General features: G+C 51.0%; 16 protein-coding genes. 9 read left to right on the forward strand and 7 right to left on the reverse strand.

Annotation, left to right across the window (positions count from 1 at the left end):
• Nucleotides 1-16 precede the first annotated feature (16 nt).
• Nucleotides 17-919 carry a selenium metabolism-associated LysR family transcriptional regulator gene (locus Q0L39_RS01195; RefSeq protein ID WP_296626515.1) on the reverse strand — a complete coding sequence of 301 codons (903 nt, stop codon included), beginning with the start codon at nt 917-919 and terminating at the stop codon, nt 17-19.
• A 225-nt stretch (nt 920-1,144) separates the two neighbouring features.
• Here Q0L39_RS01195 and selD point away from each other — a divergent pair, with 225 nt between their 5' ends.
• Nucleotides 1,145-2,182 (forward strand): selenide, water dikinase SelD, encoded by a 1,038-nt coding sequence (gene selD / locus Q0L39_RS01200; RefSeq protein WP_296626516.1) that lies wholly within the window; start codon nt 1,145-1,147, stop codon nt 2,180-2,182.
• 185 nt (nt 2,183-2,367) lie between these two features.
• On the opposite strand, the gene Q0L39_RS01205 is transcribed toward selD, so the two are convergent.
• The 4 genes from Q0L39_RS01205 to Q0L39_RS01220 form a co-directional block, all read right to left on the reverse strand.
• Nucleotides 2,368-3,648, reverse strand: a complete 1,281-nt coding sequence (locus Q0L39_RS01205) for a MerR family transcriptional regulator (RefSeq protein WP_296626517.1) — start codon at nt 3,646-3,648, stop codon at nt 2,368-2,370.
• A 192-nt stretch (nt 3,649-3,840) separates the two neighbouring features.
• The gene (locus Q0L39_RS01210; RefSeq protein ID WP_296626518.1) at nt 3,841-6,213 is read right to left on the reverse strand and encodes a hypothetical protein; all 2,373 of its coding nucleotides are present in this window, start codon (nt 6,211-6,213) and stop codon (nt 3,841-3,843) included.
• Nucleotides 6,188-7,090: an ABC transporter ATP-binding protein gene (locus Q0L39_RS01215; RefSeq protein ID WP_296626519.1), complete on the reverse strand. Its 903-nt coding sequence runs from the start codon at nt 7,088-7,090 to the stop codon at nt 6,188-6,190. The genes Q0L39_RS01210 and Q0L39_RS01215 overlap by 26 nt, the downstream gene beginning before the upstream one ends.
• Complete coding sequence (locus tag Q0L39_RS01220; RefSeq protein WP_296626520.1) at nt 7,083-7,469, reverse strand: GntR family transcriptional regulator; 387 nt, start codon at nt 7,467-7,469, stop codon at nt 7,083-7,085. The genes Q0L39_RS01215 and Q0L39_RS01220 overlap by 8 nt, the downstream gene beginning before the upstream one ends.
• Nucleotides 7,470-7,776: 307 nt before the next feature.
• On the opposite strand from Q0L39_RS01220, the gene rpmE reads away from it, so the two are divergent.
• The 5 genes from rpmE (at nt 7,777) to rpoD (ending at nt 12,775) form a co-directional block, all read left to right on the forward strand.
• On the forward strand, nt 7,777-7,980 hold the full coding sequence (gene rpmE, locus Q0L39_RS01225) for a 50S ribosomal protein L31 (RefSeq protein ID WP_296626521.1): 204 nt from the start codon (nt 7,777-7,779) through the stop codon (nt 7,978-7,980).
• A 121-nt stretch (nt 7,981-8,101) separates the two neighbouring features.
• The gene (locus Q0L39_RS01230) at nt 8,102-8,725 is read left to right on the forward strand and encodes a YigZ family protein (protein WP_296626522.1); all 624 of its coding nucleotides are present in this window, start codon (nt 8,102-8,104) and stop codon (nt 8,723-8,725) included.
• Nucleotides 8,726-8,892: 167 nt separating this feature from the next.
• The gene (locus Q0L39_RS01235; RefSeq protein ID WP_296626523.1) at nt 8,893-9,894 is read left to right on the forward strand and encodes a deoxyguanosinetriphosphate triphosphohydrolase; all 1,002 of its coding nucleotides are present in this window, start codon (nt 8,893-8,895) and stop codon (nt 9,892-9,894) included.
• A 30-nt stretch (nt 9,895-9,924) separates the two neighbouring features.
• Nucleotides 9,925-11,691: a DNA primase gene (gene dnaG, locus Q0L39_RS01240; protein WP_296626524.1), complete on the forward strand. Its 1,767-nt coding sequence runs from the start codon at nt 9,925-9,927 to the stop codon at nt 11,689-11,691.
• 1 nt (nt 11,692) lies between these two features.
• A complete protein-coding gene (rpoD, locus tag Q0L39_RS01245; protein ID WP_296626525.1) occupies nt 11,693-12,775 on the forward strand; it encodes an RNA polymerase sigma factor RpoD in 1,083 nt (360 codons plus the stop codon).
• A gap of 70 nt (nt 12,776-12,845) precedes the next feature.
• On the opposite strand, the gene Q0L39_RS01250 is transcribed toward rpoD, so the two are convergent.
• Nucleotides 12,846-13,247: an Rrf2 family transcriptional regulator gene (locus tag Q0L39_RS01250; RefSeq protein ID WP_296626526.1), complete on the reverse strand. Its 402-nt coding sequence runs from the start codon at nt 13,245-13,247 to the stop codon at nt 12,846-12,848.
• A gap of 228 nt (nt 13,248-13,475) precedes the next feature.
• Here Q0L39_RS01250 and Q0L39_RS01255 point away from each other — a divergent pair, with 228 nt between their 5' ends.
• Nucleotides 13,476-14,267 (forward strand): MBL fold metallo-hydrolase, encoded by a 792-nt coding sequence (locus Q0L39_RS01255; protein WP_296626527.1) that lies wholly within the window; start codon nt 13,476-13,478, stop codon nt 14,265-14,267.
• 79 nt (nt 14,268-14,346) lie between these two features.
• Here the strand turns inward: Q0L39_RS01255 and Q0L39_RS01260 are convergent, their stop codons facing one another.
• Nucleotides 14,347-14,811 carry a hypothetical protein gene (locus tag Q0L39_RS01260; protein WP_296626528.1) on the reverse strand — a complete coding sequence of 155 codons (465 nt, stop codon included), beginning with the start codon at nt 14,809-14,811 and terminating at the stop codon, nt 14,347-14,349.
• A gap of 412 nt (nt 14,812-15,223) precedes the next feature.
• Here Q0L39_RS01260 and Q0L39_RS01265 point away from each other — a divergent pair, with 412 nt between their 5' ends.
• Together Q0L39_RS01265 and rlmH are read left to right on the forward strand one after the other, a co-directional pair.
• Complete coding sequence (locus Q0L39_RS01265; protein WP_296626529.1) at nt 15,224-16,768, forward strand: YifB family Mg chelatase-like AAA ATPase; 1,545 nt, start codon at nt 15,224-15,226, stop codon at nt 16,766-16,768.
• Between the two features lie 12 nt (nt 16,769-16,780).
• A complete protein-coding gene (gene rlmH / locus Q0L39_RS01270) occupies nt 16,781-17,263 on the forward strand; it encodes a 23S rRNA (pseudouridine(1915)-N(3))-methyltransferase RlmH (protein WP_296626530.1) in 483 nt (160 codons plus the stop codon).
• Nucleotides 17,264-17,366: the final 103 nt, after the last annotated feature.

Below are 17,366 nucleotides of genomic sequence, written 5' to 3' on the forward strand. Positions count from 1 at the left end.
AGTATGGAAGCTGTGATTATTTATCATAGAACATTTTGACGTAGTTTAAGAACACCTCACCGGCAAAGGGCAGAGGGTTGCTCTTGTGGGTGACGACATACAGATGACGGTCCATCGAGATGCCGTTGAGGTCGAAGCTCAAAATCAGTCCGAAATTTTCGTAGTCCTCGATGGCAGCCTTGGAGATGATAGAAATGCCCATTCCCTGACTGACCGAATGTTTGATGCTGTCGGGATCATTAAATTGGGCGGCAATTTTCAGCTCTCCGATGTCGATGCCTGCGCGGCTGAGAAAATGTTCCATCTCTTTGCGGGTACCGGAACCTTCCTCACGGATGATGATCGGTTCCTTTTTGAGCAGATCGGATTTCATTCCTCCGGCCTGCATCTGATGGAAGCGTTCATTATTGGGCGTGATAACGACCAGATGGTCTTCGGTAAAGCTCTCAAATACGCAGTCGGGACTGTGGGTATCGGTGCCGCAGAAGCCAATGTCAGCCAGGCCTTTGGAGATGCTGTCGACCACCTGCTCACTGTCCTGACGCTGGATGTTGAAGGTGACATTGGGGTATTCCTCCCGAAAAGCCGAGATGACCTTGGGCAGAATGTACTGGGAAGGAACGGTCGAAGCACAGATGGTCAGTGTACCTTTGAGCTCCTTGTTGTAGTTTCGTACCGAACAGCAGGCATCATCGCGCAGATTGAGCATCTTGACCGCGTATTGATACAGAATGCTGCCTGGTTTGGTGGGATAGACATACTTGGTGCCGCGCTCGATCAGCTTGGTATCCAGCTCTTTTTCCAAAGAGTTGATGTGTGCGCTGATGGTCGGCTGAGTCAGATAGATGCGCTGTGCTGCCTTGGAAAAGCTTTTGAGCTTGACGACATACACAAACGCTTCCAGCTGTTTAAAATCCATAATGCGACCTCATTTCCTTAAGATAACGCAAGTAATAGATAAAACAAATAAGAACATGTTAATTATAGCAGATTTCGATAGAAATTAAAAGAAAATTGGCGAGAAATCCTATTGTTTTTGGATATAAATCGGGGTAGAATATATACAGATTATCTATAAGAATACGATAAGATGAAAAAAATCAGATAGACTACCTACAGTGAAAAAAGGGAATGGAGGAAGTCCATGGCAACCACAAAACGCCTGACTGAAATGACAAAGGGTGCTGGCTGAGGCGCAAAAATAGGCCCTGATGCCCTGGCGCAGGTTCTGCACCAGTTACCCAAATTTACCGATGAAAATTTGATTGTTGGCTTTGATACCAGCGATGATGCTCTGGTCTACAAGGTGCGCGACGATTTGGCTGTTGTCCAGACAGTCGATTTCTTCCCGCCTATTGTGGACGATCCATATACCTTTGGACAGATTGCAGCGGCAAACTCCCTCAGCGACATCTATGCGATGGGCGGAGATCCGACGCTGTCGATGAACCTGATCTGCTTCCCGACCTGCCTGCCGATGGATGTCATGGCAAAGATCATGCAGGGCGGAGCCAGCAAGGTCAAGGAGGCCGGCGCTATCATTGCCGGCGGCCACACCATCGAGGACTCTGAACCAAAGTATGGCCTGTGCGTCACCGGATTTATTCATCCCGACAAGGTCATGCAGAACAGCAACTGCAAAGAAGGCGACCTGCTGGTATTGACAAAACCGCTGGGAATCGGTGTACTGACTACCGCCAACAAAGCGCAGCTGCTCGACCAAAAGACCTATGATGAGATGGTTGAGGCGATGGCAACGCTGAACAAATATGCCAAAGATGTGATGATGGAGGTGGGCGCCAATGCCTGCACCGACGTCACCGGATTTGGTATGATCGGTCATGCTTCCGAGATGGCAAAGGGAAGCAATCTGACCATCGAGCTGTACAGCCGCGAGATGCCGATTATCGAGGCGGCAATCGACTTTGCAAAGATGGGAATTATTCCGTCCGGTGCATACCACAACATGGCTTTTGTACAGGACGATGTCCGCTTTGCTGAGGATGTGCCGCAGTACATGCAGGATCTGCTGGTCGACCCGATCACTTCGGGCGGTCTGCTCATTTCGCTGCCAGAGGAAAAAGCGCACGAACTAGTCAAAAAGCTCGAAGGTGTCACCATCTGCAACAAGATTGTCGGACGGGTCACCGCAAAACAGGACAAAGCGATCATTGTTCTGTAGGAATATGAGAATTATAAAATCCCCTGCTGTCATTTGTCAAATGGCAGCAGGGGATTTTTCTGTTGTTGAGAGCTGGCGGATAAATAGAGATGGAGTAAAGCAGGGTGAATGATGCAATCAAACAAGAGAAGAGCCGCCTGTTATAGGCGGCTCTTCTGCAAGGAAAAAGTTATAAGAGGTTGTCGTTAGTTTGCATTGGAGCGGATAAAGACATAGTAGTCGGTGTCAAAGCCGCCCCAGCGGTAGTCGCCGCTCTTCCATTCGATGAACAGATATTCTTTGTCCGCAATGGTGCGAAGCTCATACGCGCAGGCACAGTGGTTAAACCGGCGGAGAAGGGATCCCTTGGTCCAGCCTACCTCCTGGTTGCCGAAGATGGTCTCCTCTCCATAGACAAGGGTACAGCTGCCGTTTGGCAAGAAGCGGACCTTTTTCCAGAACAGGTTGAAAACAGGAGCTGCAGTTGGGTCAAACAGTTCTTTGGACTGACAAACGCTGTATGCTTTCCACTCACCTAAGATGGCATCGTCCGGCACAAAGGGAAGGTCGATGTCATCCTTGCGGGAGAGGGCATCGGCGGAGTAGACCTCATGGTCGAGCTGGTGCAGCACCAAAATGGTAGGCTTGCCGCCGCGGCAGTAGTCGTAGGACTTAAAGTCGACAAACAGATACTGCTCTCCGTCGATTTTCTCTTTGGTATAGGGATTGCAGCTGGTGGACAAACCGTCGTCGATGAGCAGTGCACCTTTGGTCCAGCCGTAGCACCAGTAGCGCTGGCCGTCGGGCAGGAAGTAGATTTCCCGATGAGTGTCTCCGATGTCGGAGGTTGGTTTTCCAAACTGCGGATGCTGCAAAAATTCTTCTTTGTCGGTAAATTCTCCGATGACCTCCCAGCGACCGACGATGTCGTCTGCGACAAAGGGAAGTTCAATGTTGTCGTGCAGCTGGATGGCGCTGTCGTTTAAGCGCAGGACATCACAGCAGATGCTGTCCGCGGAAGAACGAAAGCCTGAAGTGCGCTGATAACCCAGCGAGCAAAGCTGGCTTTGCAGCTCCTGACACAGAGCGTCAAAATTGTCCTGTGCTGCCTTGGGAATGGATGCGGTAATTGGATGGTTCGATGGATCAATATGGATAGATGACATGGCTTTTCCTCCTAACATCATTTGTCTGGCTTGTTCCAGATCCTCTAAAGCTTGCTGCAGCAACTCTCTTTTTCGGTCAAAATGCCGGAGCAGCTGCTGATCGCTGGGGGATGAAGCAAGGATGGTGTGGATTTCTTCCAAAGAGAATCCAGCCTGTTTTAAACACTGAATGCGAAAAAAGATGGGGAGCTGTTGTGGGGAGTAGTAGCGATAGCCGGTAAAGCGATCGACGTGATCGGGCAGCAGAAGCCCTCGTTTTTCGTAGTGGCGCAGCACCGATACACGGGTGCAGCATGCTTTGGCAAATTCACCGATTTTCATAGATTGCCTCCTGTTGATCGTCATTCGATTGCCGGATGTTGAGGTACCTTTGTATCTGACAAGGCCAGTATAAACCTGAACTTTGGTTGAGAGTCAATAGCAAAAACAAAAAATATTGGCAAAGAGGAAAGGGCACGACAAAAAGCTGTCGTGCCCTTTCTTTATGGATGAATCAAAATAGGGGATGTCATGTTAATCCATCATGGAAGCATAGTTGGAATAGAGAGGAAAGCCTTCTCCTGGCTCATAAAAGGCCGTCTGTTCCATGGCGTTGAGCTGCTCAGGCGTTTTGCCGCTGAACCAGTCCAGATCATTCTGGCGTGCGTACTCGGCGACGCTCCAATAGGTCTGGGTATCGAACACCTCGTCCTGTTCCATCCAGTGCGCATAGTTCCAGTTGGATTCTGTCAGAGGAGAGAGAATATCATTGAGCTCAGAGCTGGAAAGCAGGTACGGCAGCTGGACATCCTTGAGGATGGAGAGTAGCGTACTGTTTTCGATGTAGAGCCGATGAGAAACTTCCTCGCCAGACTCGTTGGTAAAGTTGAGGTAGAGCGGATGGCAGGCAACCGAGGTGCGGATCGGTGAAGCGGCAGCAACAACCTGTTCGATCTGCTGCGGGTCGCTCAGCTGCCATTTGATCTGGTCTTCGTTCTTAATGTAGGAAGGATAGTACTCATTGGAGTAGGCCAGACCGAGGTTGAGAGAAACATCGCTGTATTCCGGCATCAAGATCGAAACGGAATCAATTTTCGAGAGCTGTTCGGTGCTTTCCACCTCAAAGCCCCACTGGGAGAGCAGTGCGAGGGTGGTTTTATAAGAGGACCGGATGACCAGGGTGCTTCTGTCGTACGGCAGCTCCTTCAGGAGCACTTCTATTTCAGGGTCGGTGGTCTTCTGTTTGATGTTCCAGTTGAGATAGCCGACGGCAGGGTCTGCGGTGTAATCCAAAAGACGATCCGAGGTCATGGTCAGCAGGTCGGTGCGCACCGCATCAAGCAGCTGTGCATAATTTTCCTGCTTGATGCTGCCGGCAGGGAAGGTCGTGCAGTCGGATACGGTGACCGAGCCGAGCACCTCAGGCTGATAGAAAAAGACCGGCTGGGTCTGCTGTAAAAATTCCGGCTGGCAGTATAACTCCAGCAGCAGCGGCAGATCGCTCTCGGCAAAGGAATAATTGCGGGTGATCTCGCCGTGGGAAGTCTCATAGGTAAACTCAATATTGTTTCCCTTTAAACCCTGATAGTCCTGTTCCTCCAGAGCATTTTGATGCAGCTGACGGATTAGTTCAATGCCTTCCGGCGTCGTCAGCACCGGATTCTCTCTGGCGGAAACATAGGTATAGCTACCGTTGTCATAATAGTAGCGGGCATAAACAATGATATCGGAATAGTGGTTAATCTCGACCGATTCTACATCCTTGGCTTCGGGAACCTTGCTGACCATACCAAAGCCGTCTGTTGCGAGGAAAAGCGGACAGATCATACAGACCAGAATGGCCAGCGGGATGAACTTGGCGCTTTTGTACAGCGAGGAAAAGCCCTTGCCGGTGGCGCCTTCTACCAGCAGAAAGCCCAGAGGTGCACCGATCAATGCCGATACGATGGTGAGCAGCACACGATTGTCAAAGACAGGCTCCAGGACGCTGCTTCCAAGGATAAAGGCCATCAGGAATCCGGCCAGCAGCTTCATAATCTGGGAAAAGATACTCTGACGTCCCCATTGCTGTGCCCATTCGCTGTGATAGCGGCGGTACAGCCAGATGCAAGCGAAGACACCAAGAATCGCCAGCACCAGCCATACGAGCGAAACGACCAGAGAGCGGGTGTTGTAAACGTCATCAATAATGCGGGCAATGACACCATAAGGGGAAAGCATAAAGGTGGGGTCAGCCGACACCCTGATTCCGTACAGGGTGTTTGAATAGCTGATAAAGATGACACCGATGCCGGTGACAGCGCCGTTGATCGCAGCCGAGTAGACAAGCGACTCGATGACATTGGAGGAGGTGACGGCCACCATACAGGAGAAGGTGAACACGGCGGTGTACATCATCAGCCAGATTCCCAGGTTGCCAAGACCTTCCTGCCAGATGGTTGCGGCAGAGAGAAGCGGCACATAAAGGAACTGCTGACAGAGGATACACAGCAGGCTGGACAGTGCCAATGGCGCCAGTAGAAAGGTTAGTCCTGCAAAGTAGCGGGACAGGAACAGTTTGGTTCTGGACACCGGCATGGAGTGATAGAAATCGACCGACAGCCGATTGTGCAGGTAGTGAAACAGCATGGTGGATACCAGCACAGGGATGATAAAGCAGAGGATAGCATAGACATAGTTGACGGTGTTCAGCTCAGAAGCGGAGACTGAATAAGAATATGGATCGTATGGATCGACAGAATTTCCCTGACTGAAGGTTGGGAAGACGGTGACCAGCAAGAGGCAAACGGTATAAATCAACATCGGCAGGATGTTCTGCCGCAGGGTATTGACGTACAGGCGCAGCATCTGTCGGTCAAACAGTTTTTCACTGTTGGTTGGATTAGAAGAGGACGTTGTTGTAGTCATAGCCGACAGCCTCCATTTCTGTGATAAAGATTTCTTCCAGAGTCAGCGGAACGCTTTCGCACAGCAGCGGATGCAGCCGTTCCAGCTTCTGCTGGATTTCGTGCGGGTTGCCGCGGACCACCATCTCCGCGATGCTGCCGCTGGTCTTAAACGAGATGATGTCCAGCTGTTTTGCAAATTCCTCGCGTGCCGGCAGCGGCTTTGCGACAAACTGAATCTTGGCAAAGCCCTGCTGCAGCTCACTGAGCTCACGTTGGAACAGGATCTTTCCGCCGTGCAGCAGTCCCACATGGTCGCACATGTCCTCCAGCTCCCGCAGGTTGTGCGAGGCAATCAGCACGGTGGTTCCGCGCTGGAGAATATCGTCGGCGATCAGCTTGCGCACCGCCACACGGATGACAGGGTCAAGTCCGTCGAAGGCCTCATCGAGCAGCAGATATTTTGGCATACAGCTCAGACCCAGAATAATGGCGATCTGGCGGCGCATTCCTTTGGAGCAGGCGGACAGCTTGCGCTCCGGCTGGATAGGAAAGCGCTTGATGAGTTCGGTATAGCGCTCGGTCGACCAGTTGGAATACAGACTGGAATAGATGCGCGCCATGCTGTCCATCGAGCCGCCAGGCATCTGGTAGATTTCGTCGGGAATAAAGAAGATATCCTGTTTTAACTTCGAATTTTCGTAGACAGGAGCATCGTTGATGGTCAGGCTGCCTTCGGTTGGGCGGTAGATGCCGGCCAGCAAGCGCAGAAAGGTGGATTTTCCTGCTCCATTGGAACCGACCAGCCCATAGATGCAACCTTCTTCGATGCTGGTGGACAGATGATCCAGAGCGGTTGTCTGTCCAAATCGTTTGGTGAGAGCTTCGGATTTAATCATCGCTGCATCCTCCTTGTTCTGTGTTGAGATGGCGCCGGATCTCCTCCATCAGCTGCTGAGCGCTGATACCGCGGGAGATGGCTTTGTCCACCGCTGCAAATACTTCCTGAAGAGCGGCTTTGCGCGGGTGCTCCAGCGAGAGCACATCGGGACAGACAAAGCTGCCTTTGCCGGTGACGGTGTAGATGATGCCCTGACGTTCCAATTCCTGATAGGCTTTGGCTACCGTATTGGGATTGACGCCCACCTCCCGAGCCAGTGCGCGCACCGAGGGAAGCTGCTGGTGCTCATCCAGAACCCCGAGCAGCGACAGGCGGATGATCTGTTCCTCCAGCTGTTCATAGAGAGGTACCCTGCTTTGCAGGTCTAGTTTTATCATCAAATTACCTCCAGTCGGATGTGTATGAAGTGTACTAGTCTATATAATACACTTGCATTATAGCAGGTTTATGACGGCTGTCAATAGATGTGCAGAAAAATTTTACCCTTGTCTGTGCAGCAGTAATGTTTAAAAGCTTGTGTACATTCTGTGGAATCAGGTGGAAAGGCGATCTGTGGTTGAAATTTAGGCAAAAAAGTGCAAAAAGAACAGCTTTTCCCGCACAAAATTGCTTGCAATTTTGCTTTTTCTGTGATAATATGTATTTTGCTATCCTATGATTTTCAGAAAGAGGTGACTAGCTAAGATGAAACAGGGAATCCATCCAAAGTATGAGCCAACCGTTATCAAATGTGCTTGCGGAGCAGAATTTGTAACTCGTTCTACCAAAAAGGATCTGCGCGTTGAAATTTGTTCAAAGTGTCATCCTTTCTTCACAGGCAGACAGAAACTGGTTGATACCGGCGGTCGTGTTGATCGTTTCAACAAACGTTTCGGTCTTACCAAATAAGGTTCAGACTAGCCTAAGGCAATGCGTCAGACAAATGAACTGGTGCATTGCCTTTTTGCTATGCCATGATTTTTTGCAGCAAACAGCATAACATCTGACGACAACGGGGAGGCAAGAAAAGATGATGCAGGAATATACGACGATTCTGGGACCGGCACAGGACGAATTTGTGGAGCGCAAGTCGCGGTTTATCGGATACATTGCACCGGTGGAAACCGAAGAGGAGGCAATGGCCTTTATCGCGCAGATCAAGCAGCAGAACCGCGATGCCACCCATAACACCTATGCCTATATCCTGAAAAACGGAGTCAAACGCTATTCCGACGACGGAGAGCCGCAGGGAACTGCCGGTGTACCGATGCTCGACTGCATCGAGAAGGAAGGACTGGTCGATGTAGCGGTGGTGGTCACCCGTTATTTCGGCGGAATTCTGCTGGGAGCCGGTGGACTGGTGCGTGCCTATTCCCACGGCGCCAAGATCGCGGTGGATGCCGCTCAGCGCAAACTGATGACCACCTGCACGCTGCTGGGAATGGAGCTGGATTACTCCTTCTATGGCAAGCTCAATTATATCCTGCCCAAATATGTTTGTCGTGTCGAGCAGCTTGACTTTGGCGCAGTGGTCAGCATGAAGGTGCTTTTTAAACAGGATCAATGCGAAGCCTTCATCAAGGAAGTGACCGAGATGAGTGCCGCGCTGGTGGTTCCACAGGTGCTGGAGGAGCGGTTTGACTATTTTGCATAGAAAAATCGCTGCCTAAAAAGTTGATTTTTGGCGGCAATTTGGCGATAAAAAAGAAATAAATTTAATTTTTGTGCAGGAAAATTGACTTTTTTTAAGTATATATATTATATAGGGAAAAATACTTCCCTTTGAAAATGAATAACAGTTTACATCAGGGGGTGGTCGTGATGAATATTCGCCAGACGACACAGCAGTTTGAACGGATGACCCTGTCCAAGTATGCCGTGCTGTCCGAGAACACCGCCGGCCGGCAGCGACCGGAACAGGAGTGCGATATCCGCACACCTTTCCAGCGCGACCGCGACCGCATCATCCACAGCAAAGCCTACCGCCGTCTGATGCACAAAACGCAGATGTTTTTCTATCCGGTGGGAGATCACTACCGTACTCGTTTGACTCATACGCTGGAAGTCAGCCAGATTGCACGCACCATTGCGCGGGCACTGCGATTGAACGAGGACTTGACCGAGGCGATTGCCCAGGGACATGATCTGGGACACACTCCGTTTGGACATTCGGGAGAAGCGGTGCTCAACGACATCCTCGGTCACTTTGCCCACAACGAGCAGAGCTTGCGGGTGGTGGATGTGCTGGAAAAAAACGGCAAAGGACTCAATCTCTGCCAGGAAGTGCGGGATGGAATCCTGTGCCATCGCAGCGGCATGAAGCCGTCCACATTGGAGGGCGCTGTGGTGCGCTATGCGGATAAAATCGCTTATTTAAACCATGATATAGAGGATGCAGTGCGCGGCGATATTCTGGATGAGCAATCCATTCCGATGTCGATTCAGCAGGTGCTGGGCAGCAATCGCTCTCAACGGTTTCAGGTGCTGCTGGGTGATCTGATCGAACACTCGCTGGATCAGGACACGGTGCAGATGTCTCAGCCGGTACAGAAGGCATACGAACAACTGCGGGCATTTATGTTTACCGAAGTTTACCTCAACAGCAGAGCCAAAGCGGAGGAGAAAAAGGTCAAGCACGTTTTGGAGGAGCTGTATATGCACTACATGGCCCATCCCGACGTCATGCCGGAGGAGTATCGGCATATTCTGGAGCGGGAAGGCAAGGCCAGAGCAGTGTGCGATTATATCTCGGGAATGAGCGACCGCTTTGCGGTGGCTCAGTTCGAGGAATTGTTCATCCCCAAGAGCTGGAACGTATATTAAAAATAAAGACGAAAGAAAGGAGGGGGTCGGATGCTTTCGGAATCGTTTATTCAGCAGCTCAAACAATACAGTGACATTGAACACATCGTGTCAGGGTATGTGCAGCTGAAAAAGAAAGGAAGATACCTCTCGGGTCTGTGCCCCTTTCATTCGGAAAAATCCCCGTCCTTCTTTGTCTATCCCCAGACACAGTCCTTTTATTGTTTTGGATGCGGTGCAGGCGGAGATGTGATTACCTTCATCCGGCAGATTGAAAACCTGGAGTATATGGAGGCGGTACGATTTCTGGCCGACCGCTGCGGCATGACGGTGCCGCAGGACAGCGAGGACGACGGACGTGCCCGCTTAAAGAAACGGGTTCTGGAAATTAACCGCGAAACCGCCCGCTATTTTCACGATTGCCTGATGTCCGAACAGGGCAAGGATGCCTACGCATATCTGATCCGGCGCGGACGTGACCGCAAAACGATCCGCCATTTTGGACTGGGCTATGCACCGGACAGCTGGCATGGGTTGGTCGAACATCTGCGGACCAAGGGCTTTTCCGAAAAAGAGATGATCGAGGCAAACGTCGCGGTGCAGAGCCAGAAGGGCGGCGCCTATGACCGGTTTCGCAACCGCGTGATGTTTCCAATCATCGATGTGCGCGGCAATGTGATCGCCTTTGGAGGGCGTGCGCTGGATGATAAAGGGGCCAAGTACCTCAATTCCAGCGACACCATCGTCTTTAAGAAGAGCAAAAATTTGTTTGCATTAAACTTTGCAAAGACCTCCAAACTGCCAGGTTTGATTCTGGCGGAAGGCTACATGGATGTCATTGCAATCCATCAGGCGGGATTTGACAACGCCGTCGCCACGCTGGGAACCTCGTTGACCGAGGAACAGGCGCGGCTGATTTCGCAGTATGCGGACAAGGTGGTGCTGGCCTACGATTCGGATGGACCTGGACAGGCAGCCACCAAACGAGCGCTGAACATCTTTGATGAGGTGGGGGTCAAGGTAACCGTACTTTCAATGACCGGCGCCAAGGACCCCGATGAGTATATCCAAAAATATGGCAGGGAACGGTTTGCCATGCTGATCGACGGAAGCCGCAACGCGATTGAATTTGAGCTGTCCCGTCTGCGGAACAATCACGATGTTCAGACTGCGGACGGAAAGGTCAATTTCCTCAAGGAAGCGTGCAAGCTGTTTGCGGGAATCCGCAATCCTGTCGAACGGGAGGTCTATATCACCCAGGTGGCAAACGAGCTGGAAATCTCTCCGCAGGCAATCAAGGCACAGATTCAGAGTCTGGACAAGCGGGAGCAAAGCCGGCAGCGCCGCCAGCAGAAGGCAGACACCAACATTTATATCGGACGAATGGCAGCGGCAAAGAACGATGTGTCGCGGCAGGTCAATCTGCGTTATGCCATGGCCGAGGAAGGGATTCTTTATTGTCTGATGAAGAATCCGGATTTTTATCAAACCGTCCGTGAGAAGATTGCACCCGAGGACTTTGTCACCGAGGTCAATCGGGAGTTGTACACCGCGATGGTCAAAAGGCTGGAGTCAGGACAGCCCATCGAGATGCTCGATCTGTCCTCCGAACTGTCGCCGCAGGCGATGGGACGGGTATCCGCCATTTTGGCAACGGCGCCGGTACAGCGATGCGATCTTGCAGAGCTTGACGATTATATACAGCGATTGAGCGAGCACAGAAATGTAAAAACAGAAAAGGAAGTCGCACAGATGGATGACGATGCTTTGGAAGCGTATGTCAAACAACTGGCGGCAAAGAAAAACAGGAGGAGTTAGTTTGGCAGTAAAAGACAAGAAGGCGGTCATCCGCAGTTTGATCGAAAGTGGTAAGGCAAACGGCAAGCTGACCACACGGGAGATCAATGATGCGTTGGAACAGCTGGATTTTGATGTAGAAAAGGTGGACAAGCTGTACGACACCTTGGAATCACTCAACATCGACATCGTAGACGATATTGATTTAAGCGAGCTGGACGGCAAAGATCTGGACGGAGACAAGGACGACGATGCACTGCTGTCGGTGGACGGCATCAGCATTGACGACCCTGTCAAGGTCTACCTGAAGGAGATCGGCCGCGTTCCGCTGCTGACTCCTGAGGAGGAGATTGAGCTGGCAGAGCGCATGGCACAGGGCGATCCTTATGCCAGAAAGCGTCTGTCTGAGGCAAACCTGCGTCTGGTTGTCAGCATTGCAAAACGTTATGTTGGCCGCGGCATGCAGTTTTTGGATCTGATTCAGGAAGGAAACCTGGGCCTGATCAAAGCGGTCGAGAAGTTTGACCACACCAAGGGCTTTAAATTCTCGACCTATGCGACCTGGTGGATTCGTCAGGCGATTACCCGTGCGATTGCTGACCAGGCAAGAACCATCCGTATTCCAGTGCACATGGTGGAAACAATCAACAAGGTCAAAAAGGTTTCCAGCCAGCTGCTGCATAAAAATGGACACGATCCGACAGCAGAGGAAATTGCAGAGGAACTGGATATGCCGATCGACAAGGTCCGCGAGATCATGCGCGTAGCGCAGGAACCGGTTTCGCTGGAAACACCAATCGGTGAGGAAGAAGACAGCCATCTGGGCGACTTCATCGAGGACTCGGATGCACCTGCTCCGGCGGATGCAGCATCCCATACCCTGCTCAAAGAGCAGCTGGAGGACGTATTGTCCACCCTGACTCCAAGAGAGAAGAAGGTATTGGAACTGCGCTTTGGTCTGGAGGACGGAAGAAACCGTACCCTTGAGGAAGTTGGCAAGGAGTTTAACGTCACCCGTGAGCGTATCCGCCAGATTGAGGCAAAGGCGCTGCGCAAACTGCGTCACCCAAGCAGAAGCAAACGCCTCAAAGATTTTCTGGACTAATAAAAAAAGCGATAGAAAAAGGGAGGATGCCAGACGGCATCCTCCCTTTTTGCAAAGTTTGACGGCAGTATTACTCATCAATAAAGTCGGAAAAATGATAGGAGTACAACTTTTTACGTACATCCTCAGAGATCTCTCGGAAGATCTTCTGGAACTGGCAGCATTTTCCTTTGTGTCTGGTACAGATATATCCTCCGCCGACACAACGATTGAGGGTGTATTTTCCCTCAATGGTTTCGATTACTTCGCCCAGCGAGATTTCCTCCAGCGGGCGTCCAATTTCGTAGCCGCCCTGTGTTCCTTTAAAGGATTTGATAATTCCGGCAGCTACCAGCTTGCGCAAAATTTTCAGAGAAAAACGCAAAGTAACTCCCGTCATTTCTGAAATGGTTTTTGCATCCAGGCGGCGGTTACTTTTTGCCAGCACATGGACGATCCTGACTGCATAATCGGCTTCTAAAGTAATATGCATCCTTTCACCTCCAAGACCTGCATCCGCAATGCGGAAATAACTTACCTTTTTAGTATACGATACCCTCCGTCGGATGTCAAGAAAAAATCAAAACAAAGGGAAAAACTTCCTTTTCTGACGATAGAGATGTTGGTTTGCCGCTGCGAACATCCATCTTTAGGGCGGTTGCTTTTTTGGAGCGGCTGTGATAAAATCGGTGCAGAAATATCAGAAAAGGAGATTTATTGCATGGCGGTATTTTGTCCGCTTTACAGCGGAAGCAGCGGAAACAGCGTCTATCTGGATGGAGGCGAAAGTGCGCTGCTGATTGATCTTGGTGTCAGCTGCCGCGCAGCGGTGACGGCACTGCAATCGCTGGGAGCAGATTTTCAAAAGTTGAAAGGGATATTGATTACCCACGAACATTCGGACCACATCAAGGGACTGCCGGTCTTTTTGAAAAAGTATCCACTGCCGCTGTTTGGTTCCAGAGCCGTGCTGGACTATCTTCAGGAGAATGTTCAGCTGCCGGAAAACGTACAGCTGTGTGAGGCGCAGGAAGATGGTTTTGCAGTAGGCAGCATGAAGGTGCGTCCCTTCCATACCAGCCACGACAGTGTGGGCAGCTTGGGTTATCGAATCACGCTGGATGACGGCAATGAAGTCGGAGTTGCAACCGACCTGGGCCAGTATACACCGGAGGTGGACGAGGGCTTAAAGGGATGCCAGGTGGTCATGCTGGAATCCAACTACGACGATGGCATGATTCTGGCTTCGAATTATCCGTATTACCTCAAACGCCGCATCCAGTCGATCAACGGTCATCTTTCCAACAGCGATTGCTCGATGGCGCTTCCGGCATTGGCAAACAGTGGAACCAGACATTTTATTCTGGGACATTTAAGCCAGAACAACAATATGGGTCTGTTGGCACATCAGGCTGCCCAGCAGGCGCTGGAGCAGGCGGGATTTGTGCAGGAGAAGGATTTCACCCTGCAGGTGGCAAAACGCAAGGAGCCAAGTATTCCCGTACAGATTTAGAAGCAAAGAAAAAGGACTCGCGGCTGCGAGTCCTTTTCTTTTTGGGTTTTATATGGTGTTTTATGGATAGAATAAAAGGCTAACGAATATAGGAGCGGGTGGTGTATAAGACCAGAATAGGTCCAACCAGCGGAATGATCGACAGAATGGTGAACAGGTATTTTTTCTGCGGGCAGTACTGCTGGAAGATAAACAGGTAGATCAGCAGCTGCAGCAGATAGAGGACCACCTGACAGAGAAAATACAGCAATCCGCCAATGATAGGGAGGACGTTGAGCAGTCCGGTGACCAGCGCCAAAATTGGCAGCAGGTAGGCCAGCGGTACATCGGCCAGATAACGATTGAAGGGAGAGGAGTTAAACTTGAGAGTATCTCCGATGCTTCCCATCTGGTAGAGATTAAAGAATGGAATAAAGGCAAGCCATGGATAGGCCAGTCCGCGAAGACGAGCCAGATGATAAAATGCAAGTGCAGTCAGTATATACAGAGCAAGCTGGTAGATGATGCGAAGAAAAGAAAAAGATAAAAAAGCAATGCTGAACAATAGAACCGGCTCCCTTCATGAGGATTTTAAATTCTAAACGTATTATATCATTTTACAAAAGAAAATCCTAGATAGAAAGCAAAATTCACAGGTAAAACTTTAAACAAGTTTGCACTATTTTTTCAACTATTTTATACAAAAGAGGTGCGTAAAAAGACAAAGTTTGACCAAATTCGAGCCAATATAGCGTCTTAGCGTTAAAAGAGAGTGAAAAAGAGCGGATTTTTGGTGAAAATCACTTGCTTTTTGGTGGAGAATTGGATATAATAAGGCTGTCATAAAAGTTTATGGCGAAAAACGGCTTTTCGATTTTTTCCTGTATCGAAAAGCCGTTTTTCTTTTGCTTTGGACTGTTCTGTCAGACACCAAAATGCTATAATAAATCCAGAGAATGAATCGAGGAGGAAGTGCCGTGTACAGCAGTGTCAAAAGTTATGGAATCAATGGAATTGACGCATATGCCGTAACAGCGGAGGCGACCATTACGCGGGCCATGCCTGGATTTGATATTGTCGGTCTGCCGGATGCAGCGGTCAAGGAGTCTCGCTCCAGAGTGCAGTCAGCAATCAGTCAGGGAGGGTATGAGCTGCCGGTGGCAAAGATTATCGTCAATCTGGCGCCGGCCAGCCAGAAAAAATCGGGGCCGGTGTTTGACCTGCCCGTCTTTTTGGCAGTGATGACCGCATCGGGACAGTTTGACCCACTGCCGGAAGATGCCGCTTTTGTAGGTGAATTGAGCTTATCCGGTCAGCTGCGCCCGATTCATGGTGCCTTATCCATTGCAATACAAGCGAAGGCAGATGGAATACACTCGCTCTATCTGCCGGCACAGAACGCAAAGGAAGCCTCGATTGTCGAAGGACTGGACGTATATCCGGTGGAGGACCTGCAGCAGCTCCAGTGCCATCTGGATGGGCTGGTATCCATCCCGCCGCAGCAGTTTGATCCGATGCTGATTTTGTCCGACGGCGATCTGCCGCAGGCAGATCTGTCGGAGGTTCGTGGACAGGCATTTGCCAAGCGCGCCTTGGAAATTGCAGCGGCAGGCGGACACAATTTGCTGCTCATCGGACCGCCTGGCACCGGAAAAAGTATGCTGGCAAAACGACTGCCCTCCATCCTGCCCAAGCTCAGTTTTGCCGAAGCTATCGAGACGACCCGCATCTATTCGGTGGCAGGGATGCTGCCCAGCGATCACCCGATGATGAACCGACGTCCGTTTCGGTCGCCGCATCATACCGTTTCGGCGGCAGGATTGACCGGCGGTGGCTCCAATCCGATGCCTGGCGAAATCTCACTGGCGCACAACGGAGTACTGTTTTTGGATGAGCTGCCGGAGTTTCAGCGGCAGGCGCTGGAAGTCCTCCGTCAGCCGATTGAGGACAGCTGTGTCACCATCTCCAGAGCTTCCTCCCGCGTGACCTACCCGTGTTCGATGATGTTTGTTGCCGCGATGAATCCCTGTCCCTGTGGCTATCGAGGCCATCCGAAGATCGCCTGCCACTGCTCGGAAAAGGCGGTGGAGAAGTACATCTCCCGCGTATCCGGTCCGCTGCTCGACCGCATCGACCTGCATGTGGAGGTGGCGCCGGTGGAGTTTTCTGCGCTGACAGGAGAAAACCACGAAGAAACGTCGGCACAGGTGCGCAAACGGGTAGAAGCAGCGCGCCAGCTGCAGCAGCGCCGCTTTGAAGGAACAGGCATCCACTGCAACGCACACATTCCGGCGGGAAAGCTGCAGGAGCTGTGTCCGTTGGAGCCGGAGGCGCTGTCCTTTTTGCAGACTTCCTTTGAACGGCTGGGAATGTCTGCCCGTGCCTATGACCGCGTAGTCAAGGTGGCGCGAACCATTGCCGATTTGGCACAAAGCCCGCAGATTCAAAAGGCACACATCGCGGAGGCGCTGGCTTATCGGGCGCTGGATCAAAAATACTGGTATGAAAGCTATGCAAGATAAAGGAGAACAACCATGCTGAAACTGGATGTCATCACGGTAGGGAAATTAAAAGAGGATTACCTGAAAAAGGCCTGTGAAGAATATCTCAAGCGCCTGGGAGCCTTTGCGCGCACACAGGTGATTGAGCTGCCGGAGTACAAGATGCCGCAGAATCCCTCCGAGGCACAGATTTCCGCCTGTATTCAGGCGGAGGGAGAGAGCATCCTCGCAAAAATTCCCGCACAAAGCTACGTTGTTGCTATGTGCATCGAAGGAAAGATGCTTTCCTCCGAGGAGCTGGCACAGACCATGATGCAGGTGCAGAACCGCGGCATGAGCCAGATCAGCCTGCTGATCGGTGGTTCCTGGGGATTGTCCGATTCGGTCAAGGCGCGGGCAGATTTGAAATTGTCGATGTCGCGGATGACCTTCCCGCACCAGCTGGCACGGGTGATGCTGCTCGAGCAGCTGTATCGTGCCTGCAGCATCAATAACCACAGCAAGTATCATAAGTAAAAAAAGATGGTGTTCTGCAAATGAACACCATCTTTTTTTAAATCGTTTTTTCGTTTAAGAGCACAGCAAAGCTGTGGTCTGTTTTTTACAGACCACAGAAAAA

It is taken from the genome of uncultured Negativibacillus sp. (genome assembly GCF_944388365.1).
Classification (GTDB): domain Bacteria; phylum Bacillota; class Clostridia; order Oscillospirales; family Ruminococcaceae; genus Negativibacillus.